This is a genomic window from Rhodococcus sp. Leaf225, assembly GCF_001426145.1.
In the GTDB taxonomy this organism is placed as follows: Bacteria; Actinomycetota; Actinomycetes; order Mycobacteriales; family Mycobacteriaceae; genus Rhodococcoides.
This window is the reverse complement of record NZ_LMRN01000009.1, coordinates 613,160-637,599: the sequence shown is the minus strand read 5'-3', so window position 1 is coordinate 637,599 and position 24,440 is coordinate 613,160. Positions and strand designations below refer to the sequence as shown.

Here is a 24,440-nt window from a genome sequence, read left to right as displayed (position 1 = left end):
GGTCACTCCCTGTTGTTCGAGGTCGGTACGTCATCGGCGTCGGGTCGGTCGAGCACCCGCGCGGTGAGGCGGTCGAACTCGTCACCCCAGCCGGCCTGATCGGTCCGGGCGAGTCCGCCCACTTCTACTACGGTACGTCGTCGGTCGTCGTCCGTGCTCACGCGGACCCAGATGCGACGGCGCTTGATCACCAGGGACACCAGCAGACCGGCCATCATCGACAGCGCGAACACCAGCACCCACGTCTGCGCGGGGTCGTGCGAGACCTGCAGGTTGACGAATTCCTCGGCACCGTCGAATCGCACCTGCGTGCCGTCGGACAGCGTCGTCGACTCCCCCGGTGTCAGGTTGACGCGATCCTGCTTCACCAGCCGGCCCTGCTCCACCAGCACCTGGCTCAGCGAGAACAGCGACTGTGGATTACCGGTGTCGAGGCCGGTGTCGCCCTTGTAGATGTCGACGGCCACCGCCGGATCGTTCGGGGCGGGGAAGCTCGACGACAACAGCGAGCCGTGGAAGAACGCGGTGGGCGCGAACAGCCCCTCGATGGCGATCTGGTTCTGGCGGCGGACATCGGGTTCCGGGTACAGACCGCCGGGCGGATCGAAGCGGTGCACTCCGCTGGAGAGGAACGTGGTGCCGTCCGTGGGCTCCCACTGGACCGTCTCGGTACGGGTCTCTCCGTTGGGGAACGTCACCGTGAACGTCGGCGCGTATCCGTGTCCCTGCAGGTAGACGCGGTCACCGGCGACCCGCAGCGGATGGTTGACCTGCAGGGTGTCCGGGCGCCAGGTGTTCGTGACCAGGTCGTCGCCGGCCTGGTACTCGATGTCGGACGTGAACTGCTCGGCCTGCCCGTTCTCGAGGTAGTCGGCCGTGAAGTTCTTCACCCGCACGCAGAGCGGGGTCATGCCCGTGCCGTCCTCGCTGTTGCCGGCCCGGAACGAGTCGAACTGGGCGGGCGAGGTGGTGCAGATGCCCGGGCCGTCGTTGGCGATGACGACGACGTTGCCCTCGTAGCTGAAGAGCTTCCCGACGGCGATGGCCACGAGCAGACCGACGAGCGACAGGTGGAACACCAGGTTGCCCGCCTCGCGCAGGTACCCCTTCTCCGCGGACAGCGTCAGGGCGCCGCTCTCCTCGGTGCGCCGCATCTTCCGCCAGCCGCGCATCCGGCCGTCGATCTCGTCGAGGAGAACGTCGGGTGCCGTGTCGACCTCGGTGCGCAGGTGGTGGGGCAGCCGCCCCAGGTTGCGCGGGGTGGCGACCGGCGGGGTGCGCAACGCGCGGGCGTGGTCGACGCACCGCGGCAGGATGCAGCCGACCAGCGAGACGAACAGCAGGACGTAGATCGCCGTGAACCAGAAGCTGCCGAAGACGTCGAACAACTCCAGCCGGTCCATGACGGGCCCCAGGGACGGGCGGTCCGCGATGTACTGGTCCACCTTCCCCGAGTTGAGGCTGCGCTGCGGCAGCAGCGCGCCCGGTATCGCGGCCAGGGCGAGGAGGAACAGGAGCACGAGTGCCGTGCGCATCGAGGTCAGGCCGCGCCAGGTGTTCCGGACTGCGGCGACGACGCGCCCCGCCGGAGACTGCCGCGGCGGGCGCGCCTCGGCGTCCGGGCGGGCCGACAGGTCAGTGCTCATATCTCTTTCTCGTCCACTAGATCGGCAGGGTCACGCTGGTCACCGCTCCGTCGCGGATCCAGCTGACGAACAGGTCCCAGGCGCCGGTCACCAGTGCGATGCCGACAGCCACCAGCATCAGACCGCCGAACACCTGGATGGCACGGGCGTTGCGGCGCAGCCATCCGACGCCGCGCAACGCGCTCACGGAGCCGAACGCCAGAACGACGAAGGGCAGTCCCAGTCCCAGGCAGTAGGCGACGATCAGCACCACACCGCGCGCCGCGGTGGTGCCCTCGGTGCCGGCCGTCAGCGAGATGACGCCCGCCAGCGTGGGTCCGAGACACGGGGTCCATCCGAGCGCGAACACGCCACCGAGCAGCGGTGCCCCGAGGATGCTGCCGACGCGGCGCGGTTCGAAGCGCGTGTCGCGCTGCAGGGCGGGGATCAGACCGAGGAAGACGAGACCCATCGCGATGGTGACGACGCCGCCCACACGCTGCAGGATCTCGCGGTTCACCGACAGCACCGAGATGGCGCCGAAGACCGAGGCCGTGGCCAGGACGAACACCACGGTGAATCCGAGAACGAAGAGGGCCGCGGCACCGGCGACGCGGCTGCGACCCCGCACCAGAGTCTTGGTGGCCGCCTCGTCGGCGGTGACGGACGGGGAGTCCGCTCCGACGACTCCGGCCAGGTAGGACAGGTAACCCGGAACCAGGGGGACGACGCAGGGCGACGCGAAGGACACCAGACCGGCGAGCAGGCAGGCACCGAGAGCCAGGAACAGCGGCCCCGACGCGGCAGCCGACTGGAACGCCTCACCCATCGGACACGTCGGGTGGCTCGGCTGCGATGCGCTCGACCACGGGCTGCAGGTCGCTCGCGAGAAGCTCCGTCAGGAACACCGCGGCGACGCGGTGCTCACGGTCGAGCACGATCGTGGTCGGGATGACGGTGGTCGGGTAGTTCGATCCGAGAGCGAGGAGGGTGCGCAGCGGCGGGTCGTAGATGGACGGGTACGTCACGTTGTTGTCGATGACGAAGTCCTGCGCCTTGTCCTGCTGGTTGTCGCGCACGTTGATGCCCAGGAACTGCACACCCTGGTCCTTCGTCGCCTCGAAGACCTGCTCGAGATCGTCGGCCTCACCGCGGCAGGGGCCACACCACTGACCCCAGATGTTGAGGACGACGACCTGGCCCTCGTAGTCGGACAGCGACGTCGTCGTGCCCTCGGTCATGAGGTCGGGTCCGGAGAGGTTCCCCACGGTGCCGCGGTCGGCGGGCGGGTCGTAGAAGATCGACGTCTTGCCGCCGGGTGAGACGAACTCGAAGGTCCCACCCTGTGCCACGGCGTCGGTACCCGTGGCGCACCCGGTGAGAACGGTGGCGGCCACGAGCAGCGGCGCGAGCAGGCGGGCGGGTCTCATGCGCCGGTCTGGAGGGGGTCCGACGCCCCTGCGGGCTCGGAGTAGACGATGTCGACGAGGGTGTCGCCCTCGTAGATCAGCGAGGTGAGCGACGCGAGGCCGCACTGGCGGTTGCGGGGGTCGTGCCACAACCGGTCGCCCTGCAGGAAGCGGCGCAGGGTCCACACGGGCAGCTGATGACTCACGCACACGGCCTCGTGGCCCACGGCCGCGACGCGAGCCGCGTTGACGGCGGCCAACATCCGGTGGGCGATCTGCAGGTAGGGCTCGCCCCACGAGGGGGTGAACGGGTCACGCAGCTTGAGCCAGTGGCGGGGCCGGCGCAGCGCACCGTCTCCGACGGCGACCTTCAGACCCTCGAAGTCGTTCCCGGCCTCGATGAGGTTCTCGTCCGTCTCGATGGTGAGCCCGAACGCCGACGCGATGGGCGCCGCCGTCTCCTGGGCGCGCTGCAACGGGGAGGCGACGACGTGCGTGACGTCGTGCCCGGCGAGCACGTTCGCCACCGTGCGCGCCTGGGCCTGACCGTTCACCGACAACCGGAAGTTCGGGAGGCGCCCGTAGAGGATTCCCTTGGGGTTGTGCACCTCGCCGTGCCGCATCACGTGCACGATCGTGCGGGTGTCGGCGTGCGGGTGCCCGGAAGTGTCGATACCGGACGCGTCGCTGTTTGTCGGGTCGGTCGGGGACGACTCGGTCATGACGGTGCTTTCTGCTCGGCAGCGGCTGCTGCGGCGGCGGCGTGGGGAGCGGCCGCCTCGATGATCTCGAACGCGCGGTCGTCGAGCGCCGCGGAGACGAACCAGGCCTCGAACGCGCTCGGCGGCGGGTACACGCCGCGGCTCAGGAGCGCGTGGAAGAAGGCGGGGAAACGCCAGGTGGCGGCCGCCTTGGCGCCCGCGTAGTCGATCACCGGTTCCTCGGAGAAGAAGACGCTGACCATGTTGGCGGCGTACTGCACGCGGTGCGGGACGCCCGCCGCGGTGAGCGCGTCACCGAGGATGCCGCCCAGACGGGTGGAGTTCGCGTCGAGTGCCGCGTAGACGTCGGCGTCCGCCGCGCGCAGCGTCGCCAGACCGGCGGCGACCGCGACGGGGTTACCCGACAGGGTGCCGGCCTGGTAGACGGGGCCCGCGGGGGCGAGGTAGCTCATGATGTCGGACCGGCCACCGAACGCGGCCGCGGGCAGGCCGCCGCTCATGACCTTGCCGAAGGTGTAGAGGTCTCCGGCGATGCCGTCGACGCCGTACCACCCCGACGCGCTGACGCGGAAGCCTGTCATGACCTCGTCCATGATCAGCAGTGCGTCGTGCGCACGGGTCAGACGCTGCAGACCCTCGTTGAAGCCGGGCTGCGGCGCCACCGCACCCATGTTGCCCGCCGCGGCCTCGGTGATGACGCACGCGATCTGACCCGGATGGTCGGCGAACGCCTTCGCGACCGCATCGAGGTCGTTGTAGGGAACGACGATGGTGTCGGCCGCCTGCGCACCCGTCACGCCGGGCGACGTCGGCAGCCCGAGGGTGGCGACGCCCGAGCCGGCGTCGGCGAGCAGGGCGTCGACATGGCCGTGGTAGCAGCCGGAGAACTTGACGATCTTGCTGCGACCGGTGAACCCGCGGGCCAGACGCACCGCACTCATGGTCGCCTCTGTGCCCGAATTCACCAGGCGCACCTCGTCGACGGGATCGACGCGGCGCACGATCTCCTCCGCCAACTCGATCTCGCCGAGCGTGGGAGCGCCGAAGGACAGTCCCGTGGAGGCCGCCTTCTGCACCGCCTCGACCACGGCCGGGTGGGCATGACCGAGAATCATCGGTCCCCACGAGGAGATGAGGTCGACGTAGTTGTTGCCGTCGGCGTCGCGCAGGGTGTATCCGCTGGCCTCGGCCATGAACCGCGGGGTTCCGCCCACGGAGTGGAAGGCCCGCACGGGCGAGTTCACGCCACCGGGGATGACGGCGGACGCGCGTGCGAAGAGTTCTGCGGATCGGGCGGTGGGGACGCCGGTGTCGGTTCCGCTCGAAGGAGTCACGCCCTCCAGTGTTTCACAGGACGCGGAGTGCTCTTTCTGATAAGGAGCAGTCTCACACCGGCTGTCTCACGCCTCGATCAGGAGCTGCATCCAGGTCAGGTCGAGCCACCGCCCGAACTTGACGCCGACCTGCGGCATGACACCCACCACCGTGAAGCCGAACTTCGCGTGCAGGGCGATCGAGGTGGTGTTCGAGGACTCGATTCCCGCGACGATCGCGTGGACGTCCCCACGGCGGGCGCGCTCGATCAGTTCCGCCATCAACGCGGTCGCGACGCCGCGCCGATGGAAGCCGTCGGCGACGTACACGGAGTTCTCGACGGTGTGCCGGTAGCCGGACTTCGGACGGAACGGCCCGTAGGACGCGTAGCCCGCGACCCGCCCGTCGATCTCGGCGGTGAGGATCGGCAGGCCGGCGCCGGTGCGCTGGTCGAACCAGGCCTGCCGGTCCGCGAGTCCCACCTGCTCCTCGTCCCAGATCGCGGTCGTGTCCGCGATGGCGGCGTTGTGCACGGTGAGGATCTCGGGCAGGTCGGCGGGCACGGCGTCGCGAATCAGCACAGCGACACGGTAGTCGGCTGCAGGCAGGCACGATCGACGAGAATCGACTTGGTCGAAAGTGTTAAATCTGTGTTACACCGGGCATATCCTTCTGCCATGACGGCACCACACGAGCCCGACCGGCACCCGGGATCCCGACTGGCCTGGCCGGAGGGGTTCCGCGAGCACCTCGTCGAGCAGTGCGACGGCTTCAGCTCGATCATGTCGCGCGCCATCGCGGACAACGGCGCCTCGCTCTTCCGCGACGGCCCCTACGCCCCGTCGACCCCGCAGGCTGCGTCGATGGACGCCACGAGTGTGATGTTTCGCAAGATTCGCGCGGTGTGGCGTGAATTTCTGTGGCCGCGCTGACAAGTCCCTCCCGGGCACCTCGAGTTTTGGTTACCGTCGAGTATGACCACTACCGAGACCGGCACCACTGACACCGGCACGTCCTCCGACAACGCTGCTCAGCTGGCGAATCACCTGCGCAGGACTCTCGACGGACGGTGGCGCGACGTACGGAACCAGACGCGCGAGCAGCTCGCGCGTCACGAGTTCGCACCGCACTACACACCCAACACCGCCATCGCGCGGACCAAGGCTTTCGAGCAGCTGCGTGTGCTCGCCGCGGCCGGCGCGGCAGAGTCCGGTTTCGCCAAAGAGGTCGGCGGCACGGGCGACATCGGCGCCGCCGTCACGATGATCGAGATGCTCGCCATGTCGGATCTGTCACTCATGGTGAAAGCCGGCGTGCAGTGGGGCCTCTTCGGTGGCGCGATCGAGAACCTCGGCACCGAAAAGCATCACAAGGAGTTCATCAAGCCCCTGATCGATCTCGAGACGCTCGGCTGTTTCGCGATGTCGGAGACCGGCCACGGCAGCGACGTGCAGTCCATCGGCACCACCGCGACGTACGACCGCGAGACGCAGGAATTCGTGATCCACACGCCGGACAAGTCCTCGCGCAAGGACTACATCGGCGGCGCCGCCGAGTCGGCGAAGTACGCCGCCGTGTTCGCGCAGCTGATCACCGCCGGACCGGGTGAGGAGCCCGAGAGCAAGGGCGTGCACTGCTTCGTCGTCCAGATCCGCGACGAGAACTTCGGCAGCGACCTCCCCGGCGTCACCACGTTCGACATCGGCTACAAGGGCGGCCTGCCCGGCGTGGACAACGGCCGCATCATGTTCGACCACGTTCGCATCCCGCGCGAGAACATGCTCAACAAGATCGCGGACGTCGCGGCCGACGGCAGCTACTCCTCGGACATCGACAACCCGAACCGGCGCTTCTTCACCATGCTGGGCACCCTCATCCGCGGCCGCATCACCGTGGGCGGTTCGGCGGGCGCCGCGGCGCGCGTCGCGCTGACCATCGCGACGAAGTACGCGCTGCAGCGCAAGCAGTTCAGCGCGCCCGGGACCGACGACGAGGTCACGATCATGGACTACCTCGTCCACCAGCGTCGGCTGTTCCCGCTCATCGCCAAGTCGTACGCGCTGCAGTTCGCGCAGAACGAGCTCGTCTCGAAGATGCACGACATCCAGAGCGCCGAGGACCCCGACGCCACCGAGCAGCGGGAACTCGAGTCGCGCGCGGCCGGCCTGAAGGCAGCGAACACCTGGCACGCGACGAAGGCGATCCAGGAGTCCCGCGAGGCCTGCGGCGGCGCGGGCTACCTCGCGGAGAACCGACTCATCGCGCTCAAGGCGGACTCGGACGTCTTCACCACCTTCGAGGGCGACAACGTGGTGCTCACGCAGCTCGTCGCGAAGGAGCTGCTCACCGCGTATGCCCACGAGGTCCGCTCGTTCGGCGCGGCCGACTGGGTGAAGTTCGCCGCCGGCACGGTCGGCGACGTGGTGAAGAAGCGCACGGCGGCGGCGCCCATCATCCAGACCCTCGTGGACTCGCGTCAGGACAACGAGGAGGAGGGCAGCCTCTTCAACCGCGGCACCCAGATCTCGATGTTCGAGGAGCGCGAGGAGTACCTCATCTCCACGGCCGCGAAGCGTCTGAACGGGTTGTCCAAGAAGATGAGCCAGTTCGACGCGTTCAACGCGGTGCAGGACCACATCCTGCACGCGGCCACGGCGCACGTCGATCGCGTGGTGCTCGAGGCGTTCGTCGCCGGCATCGACAACTGCGAGGACGACGACGCCAAGGAACTGCTCGGCGAGGTGTGCGACCTCTACGCGCTCACCACGATCGACGCCGACAAGGCCTGGTTCATCGAGCACCGCTACATCTCCACTGAGCGGTCGAAGGCCGTCACGCGCGGGATCAACGAGCGCTGCCGCACGCTGCGCCCGCACGCCCACACGCTGATCGACGCGTTCGGCGTTCCCGAGGCGCTGCTGGGTGCGGCGATGCTCGCCGACGACGAGCCGGGTGAAGTGAAGGAATCCGTCACCGCCGACTAGGCCGGCACCCCTTCGGCCCCCTCGCGAGTACGCCCATTCTGTCGTGATTCAGTGCTCCACAACGACAGTGTGGACGTACTCGCCGGGGGCGGGGGACGTACTCGCCGGGGGCGCGGCTCAGGAACGGACGAGGCGAGCGATCGCCTCGGACGCCTCCCTGACCTTCGCGTCCGCTTCGGGTCCGCCCTCGCGGGCCGCGTCCACGACGCAGCCCGCGAGGTGAGCGTCCAGCAACTTCAGCGACACGGACTGCAGCGCCTTGGTGACGGCCGAGACCTGCGTCAACACGTCGATGCAGTACCGGTCGTCGGCCACCATGCGAGAGATGCCGGCCACCTGTCCCTCGATGCGGCGCAGGCGCTTGAGGAGGTCGTCCTGATCGAAACTGCTCATGCGTCCAGAGTACCCCCAGGGGGTAACGGGTAGAGGTCAGCGCCGCCGTACGACGCGCATCACCAGGTACACCGCGACGGCCGCCGCGACCACGGAGAGAGCCGCCCACGGCCCCGCGACACGGGTCGAGTCGTACGTGACCGAGAACCCCTCGAACGACGACGTGGTGGGGAACTGCTCGGTCACGGTGGTCGTGGTCCTCGACTGCACCCACAGAACCACGGCCACGACGGCGAGGACGACCGCGACCACCACCGGAGCGAACCGGCGCATCACGCGTCGGGCTCCGCGTCGGTGGCGGGCGCCACGAGTGCGAGCAGTTCCTCGCGGAGCGTCTCGTCGTCCTTCGCCCACGCCTGGACCAGGCCGTTGCCCCGCAGCTTCAGGCCGACGCCGGTCCGCTTGCGCGGCACCCCGGACAGCTCCCCCAGCACTCGCGCGGCCTGCCACTTCTCCAGGGTGTTCCCGTTGGCGTCGTAGTCGGCCTCCGGGTACACCTCGAGGATGTCCGCGATGGCGACGTTCTCCGTGCCCTGGCTCAGCGTCGTCGGCGTCAGGATCACCGTGGCGTGCCGACGGGCGGCCACGATCTGCACGTAGGTGAAGGCCATGAGAACCAGCGCGATCACGACGAGCGCCACGTAGTGCACGACGGGTCCCGTGTAGATCTCGACGCCGAGAGCGATGAGACAGAAGATCGGCCCCCAGGCCAGGGCGCGCCACTTCGCGCCGTACTCGGCGAAGATCACCGGTTCCGTCTCGTCGCTCACGGGGCCTCCGGTGCCGCGAACCACGGCGCCGCGGACGGTCGGTACACGAGCACGCAGGCCACGAAGAAGAGGATCGCCCCGAGCGTCGCCAGCAGGGGCACGATGGCGAAGCCGACGGTCACCGAGCCCAGAAGCACCAGCCCGAAGACGATCGACAGGACCGTCAGTGCCCGGCGGAACCGCGGATCGCCGCGTCGACACGCGGGCCCCGCGAGGAATCCGATGGCCAGTCCGACGATGATCTCGAGGACACCGACCGTGCGCAGCACCGTGATGACGCTCTCCACAGCATCCGGCTCGCCCCCGGTCTCGGTCAGCTGGGTCCGCAGCGAGTCGGCCGGGAACGTCAGCGAGATGAGGCCGAGCAGCACGACGAGGACGGCCCCGAGAACCCACACGGCGAACGCGACGGTGACGATCCGGGGACGGCTGGGCGACGCGGGCTCGGGCTTCTCGACGTTCACTCGACCATCCTGCCAAGACGCCTCCACACGGTGGAGTCCAGGCGTCTCTCGATCAGGTGAGGACGGCCGGCAGAAGCACTGCGGCAGCCATGAGGATGCCCGTGATCAGCACGATGGCGAGCAACCACAACTCACGTCGGCCACTGCTGCACTCGACGGTCTGCATACGAGTGCGAGGCGCCGTGGAACCGGCGGAGGTGGAGGAGAAATCGGCGGGCAACACTGTCTCCGTACTGATCAGAATGCTTGTGACAGTGGTCACGATACACCGATCGATGTTTGACGCAAAAAGACAGCCTGACCAGGCAGGACGGGCGTCTCAGGCGCCCGAGAAGCCGCTGGCGACGACGAGGACGACCACCACCACGGCAGACGTCAGGAGCAGCAGGGCGAACACCTCGGCGAGAGGGTTGCGGCGGTCGTTGGCGTCGTGCCCGACCGTCTGTCGTGGGGTCATGAAGATCCTCCGATCAGGGTGTGTCCGATCGTCAGAACCATAACGCCACTTCTGTAACTCAGGTCACATCTGTCACGGCGTGTCGCAGGTCAGCGCGGTGATCTCCGGGAGAGGAAGTACTCCGACGACTCGCGTCGATGCATCAGATACACCGCACCCGCGGCCGCGACGGCCTGCAGGATCCCGAGCACCGCGGTGACCAGGGCGATCGCGCCTCCGGAACCGAGGCCGAACAGCGTGGGAATCGTGGTGACGACGATGACCACGCCGGTCGCCGTGAGAACCGCGCGCGCCCAGAGCTTCCCGGCCCGCATCTTCCGCACCACCAGGAGGACGAGCCCAGCGATCAGCACCCCGACGATCAACGACAACACCATGGCCACGACGAGCACGGTGTCCGCGGTCTCGGGCGGCAGTGCCAACGACGGGTCCTGCGCCTCGAGGTCCGTCAGGAACGCGTCGAGAAAGGCGTCACGATCGGTGAACAGGGAGTAGAGCCCGATGAGCATCGAGAGCAGACCGATGCCGATCACGCCGAACCACAGGTGGCGCGCCGTCTCGATGTCGACCGGCGCCTCGCTGTTCTCCGGTGACCGCATCGGCTGCATCGCGCTCGGGGGCAGACCCTCGGGGTGCCAGTTGCCCTGCGGCTGCTGACCCCACTGCGGCTGCTGACCCCACTGCGGCTGACCCTGCGGATCGTGGGGGTCGTGGCGAGGGTCCTCCGGGTTGCCGCCCGGGCGCTGGTCGTTCACAGCCGCGTCGCGATCTCGGTGGCCCAGTAGGTGAGGACGATGTCGGCGCCGGCTCGGCGAATACTGGTGACGGACTCCATGATCGCCGCGTCGCGGTCGATCCACCCGTTCTGCGCGGCGGCGGTGATCATCGCGTACTCCCCCGAGATCTGATAGGCGGCGACGGGCACGGGCGACGCGTCGGCCACGTCGCGCAGGATGTCGAGGTAGCTCATCGCGGGCTTCACCATCACCATGTCGGCACCCTCGGCGATGTCGAGGTCGAGTTCGCGCATCGACTCGCGCCGATTGGCCGAATCCTGCTGATAGGTCCGGCGATCGCCGCGCAACGTCGACCCGACGGCCTCGCGGAACGGGCCGTAGAACGCGGAAGCGTACTTCGCCGTGTAGGCCAGCTGGCCCACGTCGGCGAATCCGGCGGTGTCGAGGCCCTCGCGGATCGCGCCGATCTGCCCGTCCATCATGCCGCTCGGGCCGAGCAGGTGAGCGCCCGATTCCGCCTGCGCCACAGCCATGTCCACGTAGCGCACCAGCGTCGCGTCGTTGTCGACGCTGCCGTCCGCGGCGAGGACGCCGCAGTGACCGTGGTCGGTGAACTCGTCGAGGCACGTGTCCGCCATCAGGACGGTGCTGTCGCCGAGGTCGTCTCGGAGCCGACGCAGACCTGTGTTCAGGATGCCGTCGGGATCCGAGGCCATCGATCCCTGTCCGTCCTTGTCCTCCGGACGCGGAACCCCGAAGAGCATCAGACCGCCGACTCCGGCCCGCACGGCCTCGTCGGCAGCGGCGGACAGCGAGTCCAGGGTGTGCTGGACGACGCCCGGCATGGAGCTGATCTCGCGCGGGGCATCGAGGCCGTCGGCCACGAACATCGGCAGCACCAGGTGCCGCGGTTCGAGCGACGTCTCCGCCACCAACCGGCGGATGGCTGGGGTACGACGCAGTCGCCGGGGGCGGTCTACGGGGAACACGGAACCCTCACTTCGTTCGGCCGTGCGCCCTTTGCGTATCCCTGGATGCGCAAAGGGCGCACGGGCGGGTCAGCGCCTACGAGACTTCTTGCGCGGAGGCGGCAGTGCACCCTCGGCGCGCAGTCGTGCAGCGTGCTCGGCCAGTGCCTCGACCAGCGGTCCGACCTGAGCCGTCTCGGGCTGCACGTCGACACGCAGGCCGAACTCGACGGCCGTCTCGGCGGTCTTCGGTCCGATGCACGCCACGAGGGTGCGCGCGTGCGGCTTGCCGGCGATGCCGACGAGGTTGCGCACGGTGGAGCTCGACGTGAAGCACACGGCGTCGAAGCCGCCGGTCTTGATCATCTCGCGGGTCTCGGCGGCCGGCGGCGCAGCGCGCACCGTGCGGTACGCGGTGACGTCGTCGATCTCCCAGCCGCGCTCGCGGAGGCCCTCGGCGAGAGTCTCGGTCGCGATGTCGGCGCGCGGCAGCAGGACCCGGTTGACGGGGTCGAAGACCTCGTCGTACGGCGGGAAGTCCTCGAGCAGCCCGGTGGAACTCTGCTCGCCGGACGGGACGAGCTCGGGGTTGATGCCGAACGAGCGGACCTTCTCGGCCGTTGCTTCGCCGACGCAGGCGATCTTGACGCCGGAGAACGCGCGAGCGTCGAGTCCGAACTCCTCGAACTTCTCCCACACCGCGCGCACCGCGTTGGTGGAGGTGAAGACGACCCACTGGTAGCGGCCGTCCACGAGGCCCTTGACCGAGCGCTCCATCTGCGCGGGGCTGCGCGGCGGCTCGACGGCGATGGTCGGCACCTCGATGGGGATGGCGCCGTGCGTCACCAGACGCTCGCTCATCTCGCCGGCCTGGTCCTTGGTGCGCGGCACGAGGACGGTCCAGCCGTACAGCGCGCGGCTCTCCCACCAGGACATCCGGCTGCGCTGCGAGACGACCTTGCCGACCGTGACGATGAGTGATCCCACGAGCTCGGATCCCGCGTCGTTCAGCGTCGCGAGGGTCGCCTCGACGGTGCGCTGCTGACGCGTCGTACCGCGGACGGTGATGGCGACAGGCGTCTGCGGGGCCAGGCCGTGCTCGACGAGCGCACTGGCGGTCTCGGCGAGGTGGCCGGACGTCGCGTGCAGGACGAGCGGTCCGGGTGCCGCGGCGAGCGACGCCCAGTCGACGTCGCCCCGGACGTCCGCCTCGGTGTGCTCGGAGCCCAGTGCCATGCCGGCGTAGCTCGGCACCGCAGACCCCGCGGGAAGGCCGGGAACGACCTCGAACTGCACCTGGGTCCGCGCCACGGCGGTGACCTCGGCGATGACGGAGTCGGTGGTCAGCGGATCACCCGAGACGAGCCGCACCACGTCGTGGCCGTTCTTCGCCTCGGCGACCAGCGTCTTGGCCACCTCGGCGGGCTCGCCGAGCGCCGGACGCACGTCCACGCCGTTCTCGCCCGTCTCGGCGTCGGCCGGGACTGCGGTGCCCACCAGGGCGATGACACCCTTGTCGACGTCGGGATCGGTGAAGGCCATCTCGGCGATCGCCAGCGCGTCCCTCGCCCGGACGGTGAGCAGGGCCGGGTCGCCCGGTCCGGAGCCCACGAACAGGATCCGTCCCGGGGTGTTCTTGCGGACTCGGCTCATGATTCGTTCTCCAGTGCAGTCTGTTCCGCGTACTTGTCGCGGAAGCGGATCTCGATCTCGGTGGCGGGACCCCGCTTGGGGATCAACCGCGATGTGGCGATGCGCTCGTACCGTCCCGGACGGGGTGTCACGCGTCGCCCGGGCAGGCCGCCACGTCTGTGTCGGCTCGCGGTCCCGACGACGCTCAGCGCCCTCTGCTCACGCATCGATCGACTCGCCTTTCTCGGTACCGCCCGGTCTCTGGGTCGAGGCGGCGGTGGACGAACTGGAGGGCTCGGTGACGGCGACCAGGTCTCGGGCGCCGAGATCGAGAAGTTCACGGGCGACGCGGCGGCCGATGCCGTCGGCGTCGTCGACGGGCCCCACTGCGGAGGCTCGGATCACGTCGGAGCCGTCCACCGCGGCGGCGCAGCCGCGCAAGGACAGTTCCTCGAAGACTCGGCCGTCCTCGTCGATGGACTCGACGACCTCGGCGATGGCCCCGACCGGAGCGGTGCAGCCGGCCTCGAGCTCGGCGAGCAGGGCCCGCTCCGCCGTCACCGAGGCGCGGGCCGCGGGATCGTCGAGGGTCGCGAGCACGGAGGCCAGATCGTGGTCGTCGGAGCGGCACTCCACTGCGAGTGCCCCCTGAGCGGGAGCCGGCAGGAACTGCACCGGCTCGAGAGCCTCGGTGACGACGTCCAGACGGTCGATCCGCGCCAGTCCGGCACGGGCCACGACGACGGCGTCGAGCTCACCGTTGGTGACCTTGCCGATGCGGGTGTCGAGGTTGCCACGCAGGGGCTGCACGTCCAGGCCGAGGCCGAGTGCGCGCAGCTGGGCGATACGCCGCGGTGCGGACGTGCCGACGGTGGAACCGGCGGGCAGTTCGCCGAGCACCAGTCCGTCGCGCGCCACCAGGGCGTCACGCGCGTCCTCGCGCTGCGGGATCGCGCCGATGGTGAAACGCTCGTCCTCCGCCGTCGGAAGATCCTTGTAGGAGTGCACGGCGACGTCGATGGTCTTGTCCGCCAATGCTTCCCGGAGGGCGGCGGTGAAGACGCCCACGCCGATCTCCTGCACCGGTGCGGCCGACTTGTCGCCCGCGGTGGTCACGACGACCAGCTCGGTGCGGACACCGGCGGCCGTGATGGCAGCGCGGACGGTCTCGGCCTGCGTCGTGGCGAGCAAGCTGCCGCGGGTACCGATACGCACCACGCGATCACCCAGCGCAGCGGCGTTCGCGATCATTCCGTACCCCGCTCGTGGGAGAGGGTGAAGTCGTCCGCGAGGGCGGCGGTGGGATTGTCCGTGTCTACGGCGGTGGCGACCTCCATCGGCGACGCGACGGCCTGCACCGTGCTCGGCGAGAGCTCGAAGAGCTCCCGGAGCGCCTCGGCGTAGGAGTCACCGCCCGGCGTGGTGGCCAACTGCTTCACGCGCACGGTGGGCGCGTGCAGCAGCTTGTCGACGACGCGGCGCACGGTGCGGGCAACCTCGTCGCGCTGCGGGTCGGCCAGATCGGGCAGTCGCGAGTCGAGCCGCATGAGCTCCGACTCGACGACCTCGGCGGCCCGCTGACGCAGCGCCGTGACGGTCGGGGTGACCTCGGCGAGGCGCTGTCCGGACAGGTAGGAGGCGAGCTCGGCGGCCACGATGTCGCGGGCCGCACGCTCGTCGGACGCCGCGGCGCCGGCCGCGGGATCGTGCTGCAGCGACTCCATGTCCAGGACGGTCACGCCGGGCAGGCCGGCGACGGCGTGCTCGACGTCGCGGGGCAGGCCCAGGTCGCAGATCACCAGCGGGCGAGCCTGCGTGTCGCGCTGCGCGAGCGCACGATGGGCGTCGGCGATGGTCACGACGGCACCCACCGCACCGGTACAGGTGACGAGGATGTCGGCGTCCGCCACCGTCGCGGAGAGCTGGTCGAGTGTGATCGCGAACGACGTCACGCCGCCCGCGGCCGCGGTCTCGGACAGGTGCTGCGCGCGGCTCTGGGTGCGGTTGGCGACCGCGATGCTGCCGATGCCGGTTCGCGTCAGATGAGCGACGGAGAGACCGCCCATCGCGCCGGCGCCGAGCACGACGGCCTTCTTGCCCGCGAGACCACCGAGCACGTCGGAGGCGCGATCGAGCGCGACGGAGACCACGGAGGCTCCCGCCTTGTCGATGCCCGTCTCGGAGTGGACCTTCTTGCCCACGCGCAGCGCCTGCTGCGCCAGCTCGTGGAGCGCGCGGCCCGATGCCTGCTGAGCGTCCGACGCCGCGTAGGCGGCACGGATCTGCCCGAGGATCTGCTGCTCACCGATCACCATCGAGTCGAGTCCGCCGGCGACGGCGAACAGGTGCTCGGCCGCGGCCTCGCTGTAACGCACGTAGGCGTACTTCGTGAGCTCGGCGAGCTCGAGACCCGAGTGCTCGGACAACAGTGCACCGAGATCGGTCAGGGCGCCGTGGAAGGCGTCGACCACCGCGTACACCTCGACGCGGTTGCACGTCGAGACGATCATGACCTCGGAGACATGCGGCGACATCATGATCTCGTCGGTCAGTTTCGGGCGTTCCGTGTCGCTGACGGCGATACGTTCGAGCACCGAGACGGGAGCGCTTCGATGCGAAATCCCGAGGAGAAGGACACTCACGGTGCTATCACCGATCCGTTTCTACTAGCGGGGGTGACCGTCCGGGGATCACGACAGACCGGGCGGGCGGGACGGATGCGCGGTGCCTTGTGGGCGTTCGCGAACGAGAGGACCTGCAGCTCCACGGCGAGATCGACGCGGCGGAGATCGACGTGCGGGGGCGTCACCGGATCGGTGGACGCGAAACTGAGGATGCAGTCGATGTCGGCCTCGACGAGGGCGTCGACGGCGGACTGGGCGGCAGCGTCCGGCGTGGCGACGACGCCGACGGTGGCGCCGAGCTCGGCGGCGACCTCGACCAGCCGATCGACGTGCAGAACGGTGAGCTGCGAGTAGCCGTCGTCGGCGTTGCCGACGGTGATCTCACGGCCCACGACGGCCGGATCGCTGTCGAACAGGGCGACCATCGTGAAACCGCGACGACTGAACCCGTCGTACCCGACCAGTGCGGTGCCGAGGTTGCCGGTGCCCACCAGCACGACGCGGTGACCGCGATCCAGACCGAGCGCCAGCTCGATGCGCGCCCGCAGGCGAGCGACGTCGTAGCCCACTCCGCGCACACCCATCGGGCCGAGGAACGAGAGGTCCTTGCGTAGCGTGGCCGAACCGACCCCGGCGGCCGTCGCGAGGTCCTCGCTCGAGACGATCATCACTCGGGTGTCGGTCAGCGAACTCAGTACCCGGAGATACCCCGCGAATCGGGTGACCGTAGCCTGGGGCACAGCGCGAGAGACCGCACCACCGTCACGAGACACAGCACCACCGTCGCGGCCGGAGTCGGACACGGCGCCGGAGCGCGCGATACCGACGCCGGGCAGGCGGCGTTGTGAGGTCACGTCGAAGGCTCCTCGTCCGACGGCACGCCTGATGACAGGCATGCGGTCTCCACGGTCATCCGAGGATCGGCGGGCCACGCACAGGACCGTGGTACCTGTGACGCAGGGTTCGTCGCCGACCCCTTTCTTCTCTCCACGGTAGCCTCTCGTGGAGGGATGAACAAAGTCGCCGACCCGTGTAGTACGATCCCGCGCCCGGTGATCCGACGGCCGCGCGCACCGACGGTGACGAGCGGCCCGGGTCAGTTCTCCAGATCGCGCCGCAGCCGGGGCACGTCGACGTCCCAGTAGCTGTGTTCGCGGCCGTCCAGCAGCACCACCGGCAGCCGGTCCCCGTACTCCGCCCGCAGGTCAGGGTCCTGCGCGGCCACCGCGTCGACGTCGACCGACTCGCAGGCCACGCCGTACTCCGCACACAGGGGAACGAGCACGCGCAGGGCGGCGTCGCACGCCCCGCATCCGGCGCGTGTCAGCAACGTCACGGTGCGTACCGGGCTGGTCATGAGTCGAGTGTCTCACCGCCTCGCGCACGCGGTTAGGGTGGATCGGCAGGACCGGGACGGCCCGCGCCCGTGGGACGACCGGTCGAGGTGGGGAGGTGCACCGTGCCCGATCAGCATGATCCGGACGACGCACATGCTGCTGTCACGCCCGATTCGGAACTCACCGAGTCGCCCGAGGTGATGGACGAGTCGCGGGAACGTCGACTCGTCGACCCGGAGGCGGCCGAGAAGCAGGTCCGTCGACGGATCCGCAATCCCCTCGGCCCCACCGCCGCCCAGATCCGCGCCAAGCTCGCCGGCGAGGCGAGCGCCGATGCCGCCATCGCGCTGCAGGCCGAGAGCGCCGAGGCCGCCGACGACCACGTCAGCACGGTTCCGCGTGATCTCACTGCCGCTGCGTTCTTCGACGTCGACAACACGATGGTGCAGGGCGCGTCGATCATCCACTTCGCCCGCGGGCTCGCGGCCCGCAAGTACTTCACGTCCAAGGACGTCTCCGAGTTCGCCTGGCAGCAGATCAAGTTCCGCGTGAGCGGCAAGGAGAACCTGGGCGACGTCAGCACCGGCCGCGAGAAGGCACTGTCCTTCGTCGAGGGCCGCTCGACCGCGGAGATCGTGCGGCTCGGCGAGGAGATCTTCGACGAGATCATCGCCGACCGCATCTGGGCCGGCACCCGTGCTCTCGCGCAGATGCACCTCGACGCCGGCCAGCAGGTGTGGCTGGTGACGGCGACGCCGGTGGAACTCGCGTCGATCATCGCCAAGCGGCTCGGTCTGACCGGAGCCCTCGGCACTGTCGCGGAGAGCAAGGACGGTGTCTTCACCGGACGGCTCGTCGGCGACATCCTGCACGGTCGCGGCAAAGCGCACGCCGTCCGCACGTTGGCCGTCCGCGAAGGCCTCGACCTGCGCAGATGCACCGCGTACTCGGACAGCCACAACGACGTGCCGATGCTGTCCCTCGTAGGCACCGCCGTCGCGGTCAATCCCGACGCCGATCTCCGCGAGCTGGCCAAGAACCGCGGGTGGGAGATCCGCGACTTCCGCACCGGCCGCAAGGCCGCCAAGATCGGCGTCCCCACCGCTCTCGCACTCGGTGCCGTCGGCGGCGGCGTCGCCGCCGTGCTGGGCCGCCGCAACCCGTGAGCGCACCCTCCGGGAACAGAGCGGCCGGGACGCGAGTGGTCGTCGTCGGCGCCGGGATCGGCGGTCTGGCCACGGCTGCACGCCTGAGTTACCGAGGCTTCGACGTCACCGTCCTCGAGCAGTCGGACGTGCTGGGCGGCAAACTCGGCCTGGAGGAGCACGACGGCTTCCGTTTCGACACCGGTCCGTCGCTGGTCACGATGCCGTACGTCTTCGACGACCTCTTCGAGCAGACCGGCGGACCCGGCGACCTGACGTTCGAGCGACTCCCTGTCGCGTGCCGTTACCGCTTTCCCGACGGCACGGTGCTGGACATGCCGGGACGTGCGGAGGAGATCCCTGCCGCCCTCGACGCAGCGCTCGGTGATGATGCCGGTGCGCAGTGGTCGCGGTTCTCCGCGCGTGCCGAGCAGATCTGGGACGCGACCCACGAGGCCTTCCTGGAGTCACCGATCGGGCCGCGAGAGCTCGCGACCCTGTCGCGCCGCGTCGGTGACCTCCGAACTATCGCACCGTGGTCGAGCCTGCGAAGCCTCGGTCGGCAGTATCTGACCGACCCCCGTCTGCGGATGATGCTGGACCGCTACGCGACGTACACGGGATCCGATCCTCGCCGCGCGCCCGCTGCCCTGGCGACCGTCCCCCACGTCGAACAGCGGTGGGGATCGTGGCACGTGCCCGGCGGTCTGCACCGCATCGCGGACGCCGTCGCCGGGAGGGCGTCGTCCCTCGGCGCCGACATCCGCACCGGCATCACGGTCACCTCCGTCGTCGTGGAGGGCGGCCGGGTCCGCGGTGTCGAGACCACCGACGGTCGGGTAGCTGCGGATATCGTGGTCGCGAATGCCGACGCGGAGCAGGTGTACAGCTCGTTGGTGCCGCGGGCACCGCGCACCGCCGTGGCCCGGCGACGCCTCGCGGCGACCACCCCCAGCCTGTCGGGCTTCGTCGTGTTGCTGGCACTGCGCGGACGCGACGCGGACACTCCGCACCACCGCGTGCTGTTCCCCGACGACTACGACGCCGAGTTCGACGCGGTGTTCGGGACCCGGGCCCGCCCGGCGCATCCGGCGCAGTCGCCGACCGTGTACGTCAGCGCGCCGGACGATGCCGCGCTGCGGCCGAACGACGACTCCGAAGCGTGGTTCGTGCTGGTCAACGCGGCTCGACACGGCACCGGTTCGCGGTCGTTGGTCGACTGGGACGAACCCGGGCTCCGCGAGAGATACGCCTCCCGCATCCTCGACGTCATGGCGGAACGCGGAGTCGACGTCCGCGATCGAGTGTTGCGGCAGACCGTCATCTCGCCCGCGGATCTGATGCGCCGCACCATGACTCCGGGCGGGTCCATCTACGGAACGTCGTCCAACGGGGCGACGGCCGCGTTCCTGCGCCCCGCCAATCGCTCGCCGATCCCCGGCCTGTTCCTGGTCGGTGGATCGTCGCACCCCGGCGGTGGACTCCCGCTGGTGACGCTCTCGGCACAGATCGTCGACGAGCTGATCGCCGACGTCACCGGGCTCTAGTCTGCGACAACGCGCGCAGAGCACTCAATTCTCCCCGAGAGTCGCACACGTATGATTCGTCACGGGTGGTGGTGACGCACACGTGCGGCAGAGGACTTCCGATCGTGAACACACACGAGGAATTCCGGGCGGCCACCCGGCACGACGAGAGGCGTCGAGTGATGTCGAGAACGGCGCACCACAGTTCCACGGACACCGAGCCCACACCGGACAGCCGTACGACCGAGTCCGGACACCCGCTCCGAGGAGACCTCACAGCTCTTCTCCTTACCGCACGCGGCCGCCTGCCGACGACAGATTACGGAATCGTCCTCCAGGATCCGTCGGGCGCAATCGTGGCGTGGACACCACCGGCCGAGGAGATCCTGAACATGACCGGGGACCAGATGCTCGGTCGTACCTCTGTCGATCCCCTCTGGTCGACCATCTCCGGAGATGGTGAACCCTTGCTCGGCGAGAATCACCCCGCGATGACCGTTCTGCGTACTCGCACACCCGTCACGGGGACCTTGATGGGAGTCCGCCGGGGCCGCAGTGCACATCTGGACTACGTGTGGATGATCATCGACAGCTACCCGGTGGACGTGCCCGGTCTGCCTCCGAGTGCGATCACGTGTTTCCACGTGGTGGAGGACGAGCAGACCGACCGCCTCCGTCTCCAGCATTCCGAGCGCATGTTCCGGCTCATCACGGAGCGTCTGCACGAGGTCGTCGGACTCCACGGCCTCGACTCCACCTGGCTGTGGGCGTCGCCGTCCACGGTCGAGGTCTTCGGCTACACCCCAGATGAGCTGATGGGCCTCAGCACCTTCGATCTCATTCTGCCGAGTCATCTGGGCGCCGCGCGATCAGCGCTCGCCTCGATCCTGGACCGCCTGGGACCGGTGACCATCACGTTGCCCGTCCGACATCGGTCAGGATCGACGCGGTGGGTCGAGGTGATCGGGCAGCTCATCTGCGATCCTGCTGGGCGCCCCTATCAGGTGCAGTCGTCGTTCCGCGACGTCACCGACCGCGTCACTGCGCAGACCGAGCGGGATGCCGCGGTCGAGGTGTTCACGTCCATCCTTCGAACATCCCCGACAGGGATGATGCTCGTGGACGCCACCGGACGCATCACCCTGGCGAACGATGCCCTCCGCCGTCTGCTGGGAGCGCCGGAGGATTCCCGGATGACCGACATGGACATACTCGAGCTGGTTCACCCCGACTCGCGCGATCACGTCCTCTCCGAGCGCGCGGCCATCGCTGCAGACGGACATCAATCGATGAGGTATCAGGCGATGTGGAGCCTCCGGGCACAGACTGCCACCATCTGGATCGAATCGGTGACAGTTCCGATTCGTGACGGCGACGGCACCCTGAGCGCTGTACTCGAGCAGATCACCGACATCACAGCGGAGAAGTCCGCGGTGGCCGAACTTCGACGACGTGCGACTCGGGACGCCGTGACGGGACTACTGAATCGGGACACCTTCCTGGTATCGGTGGACGATGCCATCCACGCGAGTGTGGATGACGACTCACACGTGGCCATGATCTTCGTCGATGTCGACCACTTCAAGGCCATCAACGACACGTGGGGACACCACATCGGTGACGCAGCACTGCGCTCCATTGCCGACCGTCTCTCCGAGGCGGTGGGGGAACGTGGATGGATCGCGCGATACGGCGGTGACGAGTTCGCGGTAGCTCACCCTGCTGCACACGACGAGGTCGGTGCTGTGGTCGACACGGTGTCGGCGGTGTTCGACACACCGTTCACCCTGAGCTGCGACCTGACTCTCGAGATCTCGGCCAGCATCGGTCTCGCGCACGAGCGGACGGACGACGCCACCGAACTCGTGCGCGAAGCGGACAGGGCGATGTACCTGGTCAAACAACGCCGGCATGACAGCACGCGAACGCAAGACGACCTCGGACGCTGACGGAGCGGTCAGCCGAGGAAGACGTTCCGGCGACGGGTCAGCAGCCGGTAGAGCGTCTGCTGGATCGTCTCGCGCACGCGGTCGGTGACCTCGAACAGTTCCATCGGGTCGTCGGCGGCGGACGGCGCGTAGGACGTGGTCTCGATGGGCTCGCCGAACTCGATGTACCACTTCGACGGCAGCGGGACGAGACCCAGCGGACCGAAGTGCGGGAACAGCGGCGTGACCGGGAAGTACGGCATGCCGAGGACGCGTGCGAGCGTCGTCAGGTCACCGATCTTCGGGTAGATCTCCTCGGACCCGACGATCGAGCACGGGATGATGGGCGTCTGGGTGCGCAGCGCGGCGGAGACGAAGCCACCGCGGCCGAAGCGCTGCAGCTTGTAGCGCTCACTGAACGGCTTGCCGATGCCCTTGAACCCTTCCGGGAACACCGCCACGACCTCGCCGCCACGCAGTAGTCGCTCGGCGTCGGGTTGGCAGGCCAGGGTGTGGCCGGCGCGGCGCGCGATGCTGCCGACCAGCGGGGTCTCGAACGCGAGGTCCGCGGCGAGCATGCGCAGCGCGCGGTGCTGCGGGTGGTGATCCCGCATGGCGACCGAGGCCATGAGTCCGTCGATCGGGATGACACCCGCGTGGTTCGAGACCACCAGGGCGCCGCCCTCGGCGGGCACGTTCTCGATCCCGCGCACCTCTACGCGGAACCACTTCTCGAACAGCGGTCGCAACGCCGGAAGCCAGACGGAATCGGCGAAGTGGGGATCGTAACCGAACTCGTCGACCTCGTAGTCGCCCGACAGGCGCGTCCGCAGGAAGTCCGCTCCCCCGGCGACACGGTCGACGAGCGCACGCCGTACCGACTCGACGGCCGACGGGAACTCGCCGACGTCCGGCGTCGCATGCGGTGCTGCCGTCTCGGGCACGACCAGAGGCGTCGGCGCCTCGACACTCGGCACCATCGAGGGCGAGGGCGACGGGGACGCGTAGGACGAGGGGTGCCGACCGCGGACGTCCGCCGGGTCGCTGCCGGCGCGTGGCCCACCGTCGGGCGTGGACTGCCGGAGGCGATCGAACGACTTACCGTGCAGCGGAATCACTTTGGCCACGTCGTTCACCTTCCCGCTCCGGCCGGCAACGACACGGGCGACGGGTGCGCCCCGGAGGTTGCACCGCCCAACAGTCCGATGACGCGATTCTCGATCGCGTCGACCCATTCACGCCGGATCACCGGCGTCAGCGCGACTCCGCGCACGAAGTCGTCGAACGCCTGCACGGTGGTCCACCGTGGGGTGAATCCGAGGACGTTCTTCATCCGGGTGGTGTCCACCCCGCATCCGAAGTTGAAGTAGTCGAGCTGCTCCGCCGAGAAGTCGCGCATCAGCGATCCCATCACCGCCTTGCCGGTGGTGCGGAACAGGGCCATGGGCACCGGCAGCTCCACGCGGCCGGCTCGGCGGATGGCCTGCGACAGCATGATGATGCCGTCGGCCGCGATGTTGAAGGTGCCCGCGGGGCCGGCCAACGTGGCGCGTTCGAGTGCGGAGAGCGCGTCCTCCTCGTGCAGCAACTGCATGCGCGCATCGCGACCGAGGATCGACGGTGTGACCGGCGAGGTGAGGTAGCGCGAGACGGATCCGTTCAACCGGGGTCCGATCATGGGGGCGTTGCGCAGGATGCTGACGTCGATGTCCGGACGACGACGGCCCAGCCCACGGGCGTAGCCCTCGGTCTCGATGGCGTCGCGGGCGAAGCCGCCCTGCGGACGTGACCGCGCGCCCATCTCCTCGGTGAACTGCGCCGGATCCTTCGCACTGCAGCCGTACACCGCCGTCGACGAGCGCAGCACCACGTGCCGCACCGTCGGCGACTTCTGGCAGACGGCGAACAGCTGCATCGCCCCGAGCACGTTGAGGTCCTTCATCACCGTGCGGCCACCGCCGCTGGGCGGCCGGGACAGCAGCGACGCGTGCACGACGGTGTCGACGCCCGCGCTGCGGATGACCTTGCCGATCAACGGGTTACGGATGTCCGCCCGCACGAATTCGGCGCGACCCATCCGCCGGATCATGTCCTTGGTGGGTGCCACGGCATCGACGGCGACGACCCGCTCGATCGACGGGTTCTGCGCCAGTCGCATGGTGAGGTATCCACCCAGGAATCGGCTCGCTCCCGTGACGAGCACGACGCGTGGAGCGTCGCGCCCGGTGTCGTCAGAGCTCACCAGACCCCCTAGGTTTCTCCCGTGGCCACCGCTCGCGCGGCGCCGCACACGCCATGGTGTCACGAACCCCGCGTGCGCGCTCCGGCACGAGAAGAACCGGCACGCGACACCCGCGGGACCGGATACGACAACGCCCGCGAGGACGGTCGAAACTCGATCCTCA

27 protein-coding genes are annotated in these 24,440 nt (G+C 69.1%); 5 read left to right on the top strand and 22 right to left on the bottom strand.

The window, feature by feature from the left end; translation table 11 throughout:
• Positions 1 to 2 precede the first annotated feature (2 nt).
• From resB to ASG69_RS07405, 6 genes are all read right to left on the bottom strand, one after another.
• The gene (resB, locus tag ASG69_RS07430) at positions 3 to 1,646 is read right to left on the bottom strand and encodes a cytochrome c biogenesis protein ResB (RefSeq protein WP_056441649.1); all 1,644 of its coding nucleotides are present in this window, start codon (positions 1,644 to 1,646) and stop codon (positions 3 to 5) included.
• A 16-nt stretch (positions 1,647 to 1,662) separates the two neighbouring features.
• The gene (locus tag ASG69_RS07425; RefSeq protein WP_027504522.1) at positions 1,663 to 2,454 is read right to left on the bottom strand and encodes a cytochrome c biogenesis CcdA family protein; all 792 of its coding nucleotides are present in this window, start codon (positions 2,452 to 2,454) and stop codon (positions 1,663 to 1,665) included.
• Positions 2,447 to 3,055: a TlpA disulfide reductase family protein gene (locus ASG69_RS07420; protein ID WP_027504521.1), complete on the bottom strand. Its 609-nt coding sequence runs from the start codon at positions 3,053 to 3,055 to the stop codon at positions 2,447 to 2,449. The genes ASG69_RS07425 and ASG69_RS07420 overlap by 8 nt, the downstream gene beginning before the upstream one ends.
• Positions 3,052 to 3,657, bottom strand: a complete 606-nt coding sequence (locus tag ASG69_RS07415; RefSeq protein WP_051613157.1) for a histidine phosphatase family protein — start codon at positions 3,655 to 3,657, stop codon at positions 3,052 to 3,054. Before ASG69_RS07415 ends, ASG69_RS07420 begins: the two co-directional genes overlap by 4 nt.
• A gap of 95 nt (positions 3,658 to 3,752) precedes the next feature.
• Positions 3,753 to 5,090: a glutamate-1-semialdehyde 2,1-aminomutase gene (gene hemL, locus ASG69_RS07410; protein ID WP_056441647.1), complete on the bottom strand. Its 1,338-nt coding sequence runs from the start codon at positions 5,088 to 5,090 to the stop codon at positions 3,753 to 3,755.
• A 66-nt stretch (positions 5,091 to 5,156) separates the two neighbouring features.
• On the bottom strand, positions 5,157 to 5,651 hold the full coding sequence (locus tag ASG69_RS07405) for a GNAT family N-acetyltransferase (protein ID WP_056441643.1): 495 nt from the start codon (positions 5,649 to 5,651) through the stop codon (positions 5,157 to 5,159).
• A gap of 96 nt (positions 5,652 to 5,747) precedes the next feature.
• Between ASG69_RS07405 and ASG69_RS07400 the strand changes: the two genes are divergently transcribed.
• Both ASG69_RS07400 and ASG69_RS07395 read left to right on the top strand, forming a co-directional pair.
• Complete coding sequence (locus tag ASG69_RS07400; RefSeq protein ID WP_056441640.1) at positions 5,748 to 6,002, top strand: hypothetical protein; 255 nt, start codon at positions 5,748 to 5,750, stop codon at positions 6,000 to 6,002.
• 42 nt (positions 6,003 to 6,044) lie between these two features.
• Entirely contained in the window at positions 6,045 to 8,054 is a 2,010-nt protein-coding gene (locus ASG69_RS07395) for an acyl-CoA dehydrogenase family protein (RefSeq protein WP_082544307.1), read from the top strand.
• 117 nt (positions 8,055 to 8,171) lie between these two features.
• On the opposite strand, the gene ASG69_RS07390 is transcribed toward ASG69_RS07395, so the two are convergent.
• From ASG69_RS07390 to ASG69_RS07335, 14 genes are all read right to left on the bottom strand, one after another.
• Positions 8,172 to 8,447 carry a metal-sensitive transcriptional regulator gene (locus ASG69_RS07390; protein WP_027504515.1) on the bottom strand — a complete coding sequence of 92 codons (276 nt, stop codon included), beginning with the start codon at positions 8,445 to 8,447 and terminating at the stop codon, positions 8,172 to 8,174.
• Between the two features lie 36 nt (positions 8,448 to 8,483).
• Complete coding sequence (locus ASG69_RS07385; RefSeq protein ID WP_156380452.1) at positions 8,484 to 8,723, bottom strand: hypothetical protein; 240 nt, start codon at positions 8,721 to 8,723, stop codon at positions 8,484 to 8,486.
• Positions 8,720 to 9,217, bottom strand: a complete 498-nt coding sequence (locus ASG69_RS07380; RefSeq protein WP_056442321.1) for a hypothetical protein — start codon at positions 9,215 to 9,217, stop codon at positions 8,720 to 8,722. Before ASG69_RS07380 ends, ASG69_RS07385 begins: the two co-directional genes overlap by 4 nt.
• Entirely contained in the window at positions 9,214 to 9,681 is a 468-nt protein-coding gene (locus ASG69_RS07375) for a hypothetical protein (RefSeq protein WP_056441633.1), read from the bottom strand. The genes ASG69_RS07380 and ASG69_RS07375 overlap by 4 nt, the downstream gene beginning before the upstream one ends.
• A 52-nt stretch (positions 9,682 to 9,733) precedes the next feature.
• Positions 9,734 to 9,943, bottom strand: coding sequence for a hypothetical protein (locus ASG69_RS07370; RefSeq protein WP_027504511.1), 210 nt, complete (start codon positions 9,941 to 9,943; stop codon positions 9,734 to 9,736).
• A gap of 57 nt (positions 9,944 to 10,000) precedes the next feature.
• Positions 10,001 to 10,138, bottom strand: a complete 138-nt coding sequence (locus ASG69_RS22445; protein ID WP_155956937.1) for a hypothetical protein — start codon at positions 10,136 to 10,138, stop codon at positions 10,001 to 10,003.
• Between the two features lie 89 nt (positions 10,139 to 10,227).
• Positions 10,228 to 10,893: a DUF5336 domain-containing protein gene (locus tag ASG69_RS07365; protein ID WP_056441631.1), complete on the bottom strand. Its 666-nt coding sequence runs from the start codon at positions 10,891 to 10,893 to the stop codon at positions 10,228 to 10,230.
• Positions 10,890 to 11,864, bottom strand: a complete 975-nt coding sequence (gene hemB, locus ASG69_RS07360) for a porphobilinogen synthase (RefSeq protein ID WP_027504510.1) — start codon at positions 11,862 to 11,864, stop codon at positions 10,890 to 10,892. The genes ASG69_RS07365 and hemB overlap by 4 nt, the downstream gene beginning before the upstream one ends.
• 69 nt (positions 11,865 to 11,933) lie before the next feature.
• Complete coding sequence (locus tag ASG69_RS07355) at positions 11,934 to 13,496, bottom strand: uroporphyrinogen-III synthase (protein WP_027504509.1); 1,563 nt, start codon at positions 13,494 to 13,496, stop codon at positions 11,934 to 11,936.
• The gene (locus ASG69_RS22440; protein ID WP_155956936.1) at positions 13,493 to 13,702 is read right to left on the bottom strand and encodes a hypothetical protein; all 210 of its coding nucleotides are present in this window, start codon (positions 13,700 to 13,702) and stop codon (positions 13,493 to 13,495) included. The genes ASG69_RS07355 and ASG69_RS22440 overlap by 4 nt, the downstream gene beginning before the upstream one ends.
• Positions 13,695 to 14,693: a hydroxymethylbilane synthase gene (gene hemC, locus ASG69_RS07350; protein WP_156380477.1), complete on the bottom strand. Its 999-nt coding sequence runs from the start codon at positions 14,691 to 14,693 to the stop codon at positions 13,695 to 13,697. The genes ASG69_RS22440 and hemC overlap by 8 nt, the downstream gene beginning before the upstream one ends.
• A gap of 29 nt (positions 14,694 to 14,722) precedes the next feature.
• Positions 14,723 to 16,117, bottom strand: a complete 1,395-nt coding sequence (locus ASG69_RS07345) for a glutamyl-tRNA reductase (protein ID WP_056441625.1) — start codon at positions 16,115 to 16,117, stop codon at positions 14,723 to 14,725.
• Positions 16,114 to 16,995, bottom strand: a complete 882-nt coding sequence (locus ASG69_RS07340) for a redox-sensing transcriptional repressor Rex (RefSeq protein WP_037184687.1) — start codon at positions 16,993 to 16,995, stop codon at positions 16,114 to 16,116. The genes ASG69_RS07345 and ASG69_RS07340 overlap by 4 nt, the downstream gene beginning before the upstream one ends.
• 200 nt (positions 16,996 to 17,195) lie before the next feature.
• Positions 17,196 to 17,456, bottom strand: coding sequence for a glutaredoxin family protein (locus tag ASG69_RS07335; RefSeq protein WP_027504505.1), 261 nt, complete (start codon positions 17,454 to 17,456; stop codon positions 17,196 to 17,198).
• A 180-nt stretch (positions 17,457 to 17,636) separates the two neighbouring features.
• Here ASG69_RS07335 and ASG69_RS07330 point away from each other — a divergent pair, with 180 nt between their 5' ends.
• The 3 genes from ASG69_RS07330 to ASG69_RS07320 all read left to right on the top strand — a co-directional run bounded on the left by ASG69_RS07330 (position 17,637) and on the right by ASG69_RS07320 (position 22,056).
• Positions 17,637 to 18,602 carry an HAD family hydrolase gene (locus ASG69_RS07330; protein WP_051613156.1) on the top strand — a complete coding sequence of 322 codons (966 nt, stop codon included), beginning with the start codon at positions 17,637 to 17,639 and terminating at the stop codon, positions 18,600 to 18,602.
• The gene (locus ASG69_RS07325; protein ID WP_082544306.1) at positions 18,599 to 20,128 is read left to right on the top strand and encodes a phytoene desaturase family protein; all 1,530 of its coding nucleotides are present in this window, start codon (positions 18,599 to 18,601) and stop codon (positions 20,126 to 20,128) included. Before ASG69_RS07330 ends, ASG69_RS07325 begins: the two co-directional genes overlap by 4 nt.
• Before the next feature lie 371 nt (positions 20,129 to 20,499).
• A complete protein-coding gene (locus ASG69_RS07320) occupies positions 20,500 to 22,056 on the top strand; it encodes a sensor domain-containing diguanylate cyclase (protein ID WP_235578875.1) in 1,557 nt (518 codons plus the stop codon).
• Between the two features lie 8 nt (positions 22,057 to 22,064).
• Here the strand turns inward: ASG69_RS07320 and ASG69_RS07315 are convergent, their stop codons facing one another.
• Both ASG69_RS07315 and ASG69_RS07310 read right to left on the bottom strand, forming a co-directional pair.
• Positions 22,065 to 23,171 (bottom strand): lysophospholipid acyltransferase family protein, encoded by a 1,107-nt coding sequence (locus ASG69_RS07315; RefSeq protein ID WP_056441618.1) that lies wholly within the window; start codon positions 23,169 to 23,171, stop codon positions 22,065 to 22,067.
• Positions 23,168 to 24,277 carry an NAD-dependent epimerase/dehydratase family protein gene (locus ASG69_RS07310; protein ID WP_155956935.1) on the bottom strand — a complete coding sequence of 370 codons (1,110 nt, stop codon included), beginning with the start codon at positions 24,275 to 24,277 and terminating at the stop codon, positions 23,168 to 23,170. The genes ASG69_RS07315 and ASG69_RS07310 overlap by 4 nt, the downstream gene beginning before the upstream one ends.
• Between the last annotated feature and the right edge of the window lie 163 nt (positions 24,278 to 24,440).

Coding starts and splice junctions, on each gene's coding strand:
- resB (WP_056441649.1), bottom strand. CDS start 1,646: ATGAGCACTGACCTGTCGGCCCGCCCGGACGCCGAGGCGCGCCCGCCG.
- ASG69_RS07425 (WP_027504522.1), bottom strand. CDS start 2,454: ATGGGTGAGGCGTTCCAGTCGGCTGCCGCGTCGGGGCCGCTGTTCCTG.
- ASG69_RS07420 (WP_027504521.1), bottom strand. CDS start 3,055: ATGAGACCCGCCCGCCTGCTCGCGCCGCTGCTCGTGGCCGCCACCGTT.
- ASG69_RS07415 (WP_051613157.1), bottom strand. CDS start 3,657: ATGCGGCACGGCGAGGTGCACAACCCCAAGGGAATCCTCTACGGGCGC.
- ASG69_RS07400 (WP_056441640.1), top strand. CDS start 5,748: ATGACGGCACCACACGAGCCCGACCGGCACCCGGGATCCCGACTGGCC.
- ASG69_RS07395 (WP_082544307.1), top strand. CDS start 6,045: ATGACCACTACCGAGACCGGCACCACTGACACCGGCACGTCCTCCGAC.
- ASG69_RS07390 (WP_027504515.1), bottom strand. CDS start 8,447: ATGAGCAGTTTCGATCAGGACGACCTCCTCAAGCGCCTGCGCCGCATC.
- ASG69_RS22445 (WP_155956937.1), bottom strand. CDS start 10,138: ATGACCCCACGACAGACGGTCGGGCACGACGCCAACGACCGCCGCAAC.
- ASG69_RS07355 (WP_027504509.1), bottom strand. CDS start 13,496: ATGAGCCGAGTCCGCAAGAACACCCCGGGACGGATCCTGTTCGTGGGC.
- ASG69_RS22440 (WP_155956936.1), bottom strand. CDS start 13,702: ATGCGTGAGCAGAGGGCGCTGAGCGTCGTCGGGACCGCGAGCCGACAC.
- ASG69_RS07340 (WP_037184687.1), bottom strand. CDS start 16,995: ATGCCTGTCATCAGGCGTGCCGTCGGACGAGGAGCCTTCGACGTGACC.
- ASG69_RS07335 (WP_027504505.1), bottom strand. CDS start 17,456: ATGACCAGCCCGGTACGCACCGTGACGTTGCTGACACGCGCCGGATGC.
- ASG69_RS07330 (WP_051613156.1), top strand. CDS start 17,637: ATGGACGAGTCGCGGGAACGTCGACTCGTCGACCCGGAGGCGGCCGAG.
- ASG69_RS07320 (WP_235578875.1), top strand. CDS start 20,500: ATGACCGGGGACCAGATGCTCGGTCGTACCTCTGTCGATCCCCTCTGG.